Source organism: Halomonas sp. 707D4, assembly GCF_024158685.1.
Taxonomy (GTDB): Bacteria; Pseudomonadota; Gammaproteobacteria; order Pseudomonadales; family Halomonadaceae; genus Vreelandella.
On record NZ_JAMZBD010000226.1, the window covers coordinates 1 to 5,059 of the forward strand.

Consider the following 5,059-nt stretch of genomic DNA (forward strand, 5'->3'; position numbering starts at 1 on the left):
CTGCTTCCTGATCAAAGCAGTCCTGCTGTAGCTCCTTGGGGGCCTATCGAAGCTTTGGTCAGACCTGATGGTGTCACGACATCTTGGATTCGAAGCACGCCTGGCGTTGCTGACACTGAGGCACTTTCAAGCGTTCCAAAAGACGGGATCCAGCTCAATGATAGGCAACTTTGTCGCTTGCAGGCTTGTGACAAACGGCGGGATATACGCAATCTTATGAGCTTTGTCGACGCTCACTGCTCTCATTGGTCGCTTCCCCAAAACCTTGCGGAGCGCTATGGGTATCTAGAGATATTGACCGATACCGCTCGACGTTATGGTTTTAGCACACCGCGTCAATGGGGGTTGCTGTGCACCTTGTTTACCAGGGTGCAAAGTATGACTTGGTCCTCGTTCGAGAAAAATGCTTCTACGATATACGCTTGCCTGACCGTTACGTCAGATGCTCCGCCCGATGAGCGACTCAAAAGAGCGCTAGCTCTTTCTTCTACCTATTCCGAAACGACATAGAGAGTGGTTACATGTCTGCATTCGAGCGCCCTGCTGATGATCGAGACGACGCTACCCTAGCGGCCCATGAACTCTCCTGCCGCGATAACGAGGAAGGTGCTACCTGTCCATTGCTTCAGGGCAAAGTACAGTTGCTCCCATTGCGCTACGGGCTGGTCGAAACACTCACTCCCGGTATGGCCACACCTTACGAGCTCAGTGCGCGCCCACTCGGCATACGCCTTATACGCAACGGCTATCTTTATGTGCTGGATGGTGAAACGAACGAGCTGGACGAATACCAGTTCAGTGGCGAGGGCAGCAGCATCAGTGGCAAACTTGAGTACGAAACCGACCGTACGCTCTACGTCTGCTTTTCAGAAGTCGAATGGACCGAGGCCAAGCGCGCTCAGGTGCAGGAAAGCGAAGAGGACCGCGATGCCTTCATGCAGGCGGTCAACCTGGAAGGCGTTAATCCTCTTTCGGGTGGTGGCGAGCATTTGATGACTACCGCACAGGCCGAGGAATGGGTGGCCGAGTTTGCGGAGGATGCCGAGCTAGAAGTACCCGACGGCGGGCATGAGCAGGAAGGGGAAGCCTACCACTGGGAAAACGATCACTACTACCACAAGACCCGCTTGGGAAAACTGCTCAAGCAGCACGATGTCGAGGATCGGGACGAGTGTCTCTGCCTAGTCGTGCGCGATGATATTGGCGTTATGCGTGATTTGGCGCAGTTTCAAGATAACGTAGTGGGTTGGATAGAAGAGTGGACGCAGGAGGAAAATGGTAATACCGAACGCGACTATGTGCTGGGCTGTTATATTGAGTCGATAACGCAGTTGACTGCCGATAACATGGAACAGGTGGCGCCAGGAGAAAAAGGCTCCCCCGAACGCGCGCTATGGGAAGATTTGGAAGCATTAGACGAGGAAGAAAGGGAGCGTACAAGACAAGCATTATTGAATTATTTAAATGAAGAACAACAGACGTATAGCCCCTATGATCCTGACTCTGACCGACCCGAGGATCTAAGAGAAATCCTTCTCGATATTAGTAGAAATGCCAATCCTGCCAGTGCGCAAGAGCTTCCAGGTAAATATAGTGAAGCGATTCGCCGTTATTATGCTAAACAAAGTCTACGTGGGGCTGAATCTGGCTATATCGATGAACATTTGGATACCATCATCGATGTAAAGCGAACTAATAATCAACGTATACGCGACATGCTGGAAGGCGCTTCGTTTGGCCAGCGAGGTATTAATGACCTGATCAATCGACAGCAAATGGATGCCTTTCTCGCTCGTGAGCGCCCCAAGCTAGCCCGTTGGAACGAGCTGCTCGATAAGATTAGTCAAGATCGCGGTCAAATGTTGTGTTCAAACTATTTTCATCTTGGCGCATGGTATTTTGATGCTGATGACGAGATACAGGTCGAGTTGGCATTCGGTGCTGAATTCGCCTGCACACGGGATATCTGTCGAGATGATGCAGTGGTTGAACAGATACATCAGTGGCTTACCGACAATCCTCATTATGATCGGCCTTTACTGCATACCCGTACGTTGCAAGAACAGGCAACGCTGATAAAGGATTATACAGCGCTCTTTTCTGCAGGGTATGGTGTCATTACCAATATTCAAAGCTGGATTGAAACGTTGACTCAGGCCGAACGTGGCAAGTTGCCCAATGTTGCCGAGCTTTCAGAATCGACACAGGCGCTTGCTAATAGCGTTCAGGAAAATCTTTCCCCAGCAGTTGGGATTGGGTTTGCCAAGGTCATGGAGCAGTTCCAGCAACCTGGAGGTAGTAACGGCTTTTCAATGCCTGCACTGGAAGATATTTTCCGCCAATTAACGCCTCCCGCTACCTGGGCGCGCATAGTCGATGCTGCAAAAATCAACCAAGCCAGGTTCGTCGTATCGGCTGCAAGCCTGGATGAACTGATGGTGCTAGTAGATGACACCCTTCGGCTGCGGCAGCAGTTAACTAGCCTAAATAATAGACGTCAGCAGGTAACGGGTAATGAGCGTCGCGCGCTCAACGCGCAGCGAGGAGAAGTACAAAGCCGCTTGACGGCCAATGAACATAAGCTGGCGGCGGCACTTAGCCCAGTCGGTGAGGCCGGGGCCAATGACCTGGTGGTGCTTAACGGAGGCGCTGGAAGTGTAGGTTTAACCCTGCAGTTTGACGATGCATCTAAAGCTGTGGCAGTCGGGCATGTAACTAGTAATTTCAGGCAGGGAATTTATCGTGCCCCACCTGCGGCAGTGTTGGGGGACGGCATCAGTCTATTAGTTGTTGTAGGGCAGGCCATTAATTTATGGGCTGCATATAAGGCATGGAACGATTTTAGTTCTGAAGGTGACTATAAAGCAAGGAGCAAAGCAAGGGTTGAACTTGTGGGAGCATTTGCTGCAACTGCCGCCGCTGGCTTTATGGCAGCGCAAAGTATCGGTAACACTGCGCTGGAGGCACGTGCTCAATATTTGGCATCTACTTTTAGAACCAGCCATGCAAACGGAGTATACGCTCAGTTAGGTACAATGCACTATAGGATAGGACTCGCTAGTTATGGTGCAGCTCTAGTGGCATCAGTTTTTAGTCTTAATAACAATCATGATAACTGGCAAGAGGCGGTGCGTAGCGGTAACTCAAATGCTCAAAGCGCTGCTGCTGCTTCAATGGTAGGCGACATGGGGTTGATAGGTAACTACACATATGGCCTACGCTCCACATTGGTAACACGGCGCGGTGTAGCACAGGGCGCTATAACATGGGCAGGCGCAGGTTCTCATCTTGCTTCTGTTTTTGGCGAGTCAATGTGGTCGGCTTGGTATTCTCAGTCTTGCAGCTGGGTGCTACTTGGTTATATAACCGGCATAATATTTCCCAGCATGATCAATGGCTACTTTCTTCGCCATGGGGAAAAGAGGGTAGTAACGAAGCCTTGGAACTTTATCTGCAAGAGTTGCAGCGTATTGCACAGGCCGCACATGTCACCTTGGAAGAGGAAAGCTATTCAGATAGCTGGCTGCCTGATTTCGTTCGCGTACCTGATCACTATAAGCTAAAGCTACATCTTCCTGAATTGACATCCGAAGCGCTACAGCCTCCACTGGCTGGGAAACCTCCTGTAAGAGTTTCTTTAAAAGCTTGGCAGGTGCAGCCTGTGAAAAGAGATCCCCGTGAGGGAACTATTCGAACAGCGGAAAGATGGCTGGATGCTTCATCCGAACTTGCGCAAAATCTGGTTCTCACTACCGGGGGCCAGAGTGATCATGTTGTACTCTCCGGAAGTACGATTGCACACCGCCGTACTGATAGTGGTAGATTTACCGAGCATTGGGCTATCGGTATCCAACTCGAGCAATTGGATGATGAAGGCAAGTATCAGGCAAGCGAAGCCTATATCTATATTGATCCACGCGGCGGAATAGGCAGTGACAGGCGCTACACGCCTTCCACGTTTAGACGCCGGGATGAACTAGGAAGCTGGCAGCAAATTGAGTTATAAAAACTTATATTTAATGAAAGCTATCAGGATGTAAATGATGAGTTCAAAGGCACCGGATCTGCCACAGCCAGATACCAATCAGCCTCACCAAGCAGGGAAGACGCAAGCCATCCCTGCGGGGCGTATTACCTATCTTGCCCCAAAACCTCTACCTACTGGCCACGAGACGTTAGATTTAAACGGCTCTATCAGTAGTCTTAATGAAAGATACCTAGATGTGGGTGGGGGGTACATGGATGTTTTTGGTTGGCAATTGTTGACAGGAGTAACTTTTGGTCTTTTTTTATTATTTGCATTGGTGGCTCCTAGTATTCTTTTATCAACGATGTTAGGTGCCCCTTTTGAGCTTATTTGGGAAACACTAGAGTTTTGTTTCTGGGTAGGTGCTGCTGGGGGAGGAGGCATTTTTTTAATAATGTATTCAGGTCACTGGACAGCGCTCAAACGCTTACGCAACGCTTCCCCAGTACGCTTTCATCGCCAACGTCGTGAAGTCTGCTTTGTAGTAGATGAAACAAAGGAAATCGTCATCGTGCCTTGGGAGTCGCTCATGGCCTGGGTGGTCGAGGCACGCGGTGTTACTCAGTACGGTGTGCAGCAACAGTTCGGCATAGGCATGGGCTACGCGCATCCTGAAACGGGTCACTGGTTAAAAATCGAGTTCATGACCTTTGCCAAGCCCTTGGCAATCAGCCAATGGGAAGCCGTGCGCGCCTACATGGAGTACGAGGTGAACACGCATGCCGAGATACAGGATCCACTAACCGCTCGCGAAGAAAACGATCCCCCTTGGGAAGGGGTACATACCTTGCGCCGTGCGCGCCGCCGCATGAATGAGCGCCGTGCCAGCGGCGAAATCGGTTGGTTCTACTGGGGCGCCTGGTATGCAATGGATATTATTCAGCTTTGGAATTTGCCAGGTTACTTGACCGAGTGGGACAACCGACGGCTTCGCAAGGCGCGACCAAACCTGTTGCCACCAGAAATGGTCGAATGGTCAAAACCGTTGCCCGAAGAGCAATGGGCAAAGCCCAGCGACGAGCTGGTAATGTT

3 protein-coding genes are annotated in these 5,059 nt (G+C 50.7%); all 3 read left to right on the forward strand.

Annotation, left to right across the window (positions count from 1 at the left end; translation table 11 throughout):
* Window positions 1-521 precede the first annotated feature (521 nt).
* Window positions 522-3,563 carry a toxin VasX gene (locus BIS11_RS10630; RefSeq protein ID WP_253425729.1) on the forward strand — a complete coding sequence of 1,014 codons (3,042 nt, stop codon included), beginning with the start codon at window positions 522-524 and terminating at the stop codon, window positions 3,561-3,563.
* 98 nt (window positions 3,564-3,661) lie between these two features.
* Complete coding sequence (locus tag BIS11_RS10635; protein ID WP_253425726.1) at window positions 3,662-4,006, forward strand: hypothetical protein; 345 nt, start codon at window positions 3,662-3,664, stop codon at window positions 4,004-4,006.
* 34 nt (window positions 4,007-4,040) lie between these two features.
* Window positions 4,041-5,059: hypothetical protein (locus BIS11_RS10640; protein WP_253586028.1), on the forward strand; the 1,019-nt coding region annotated here is incomplete at its 3' end.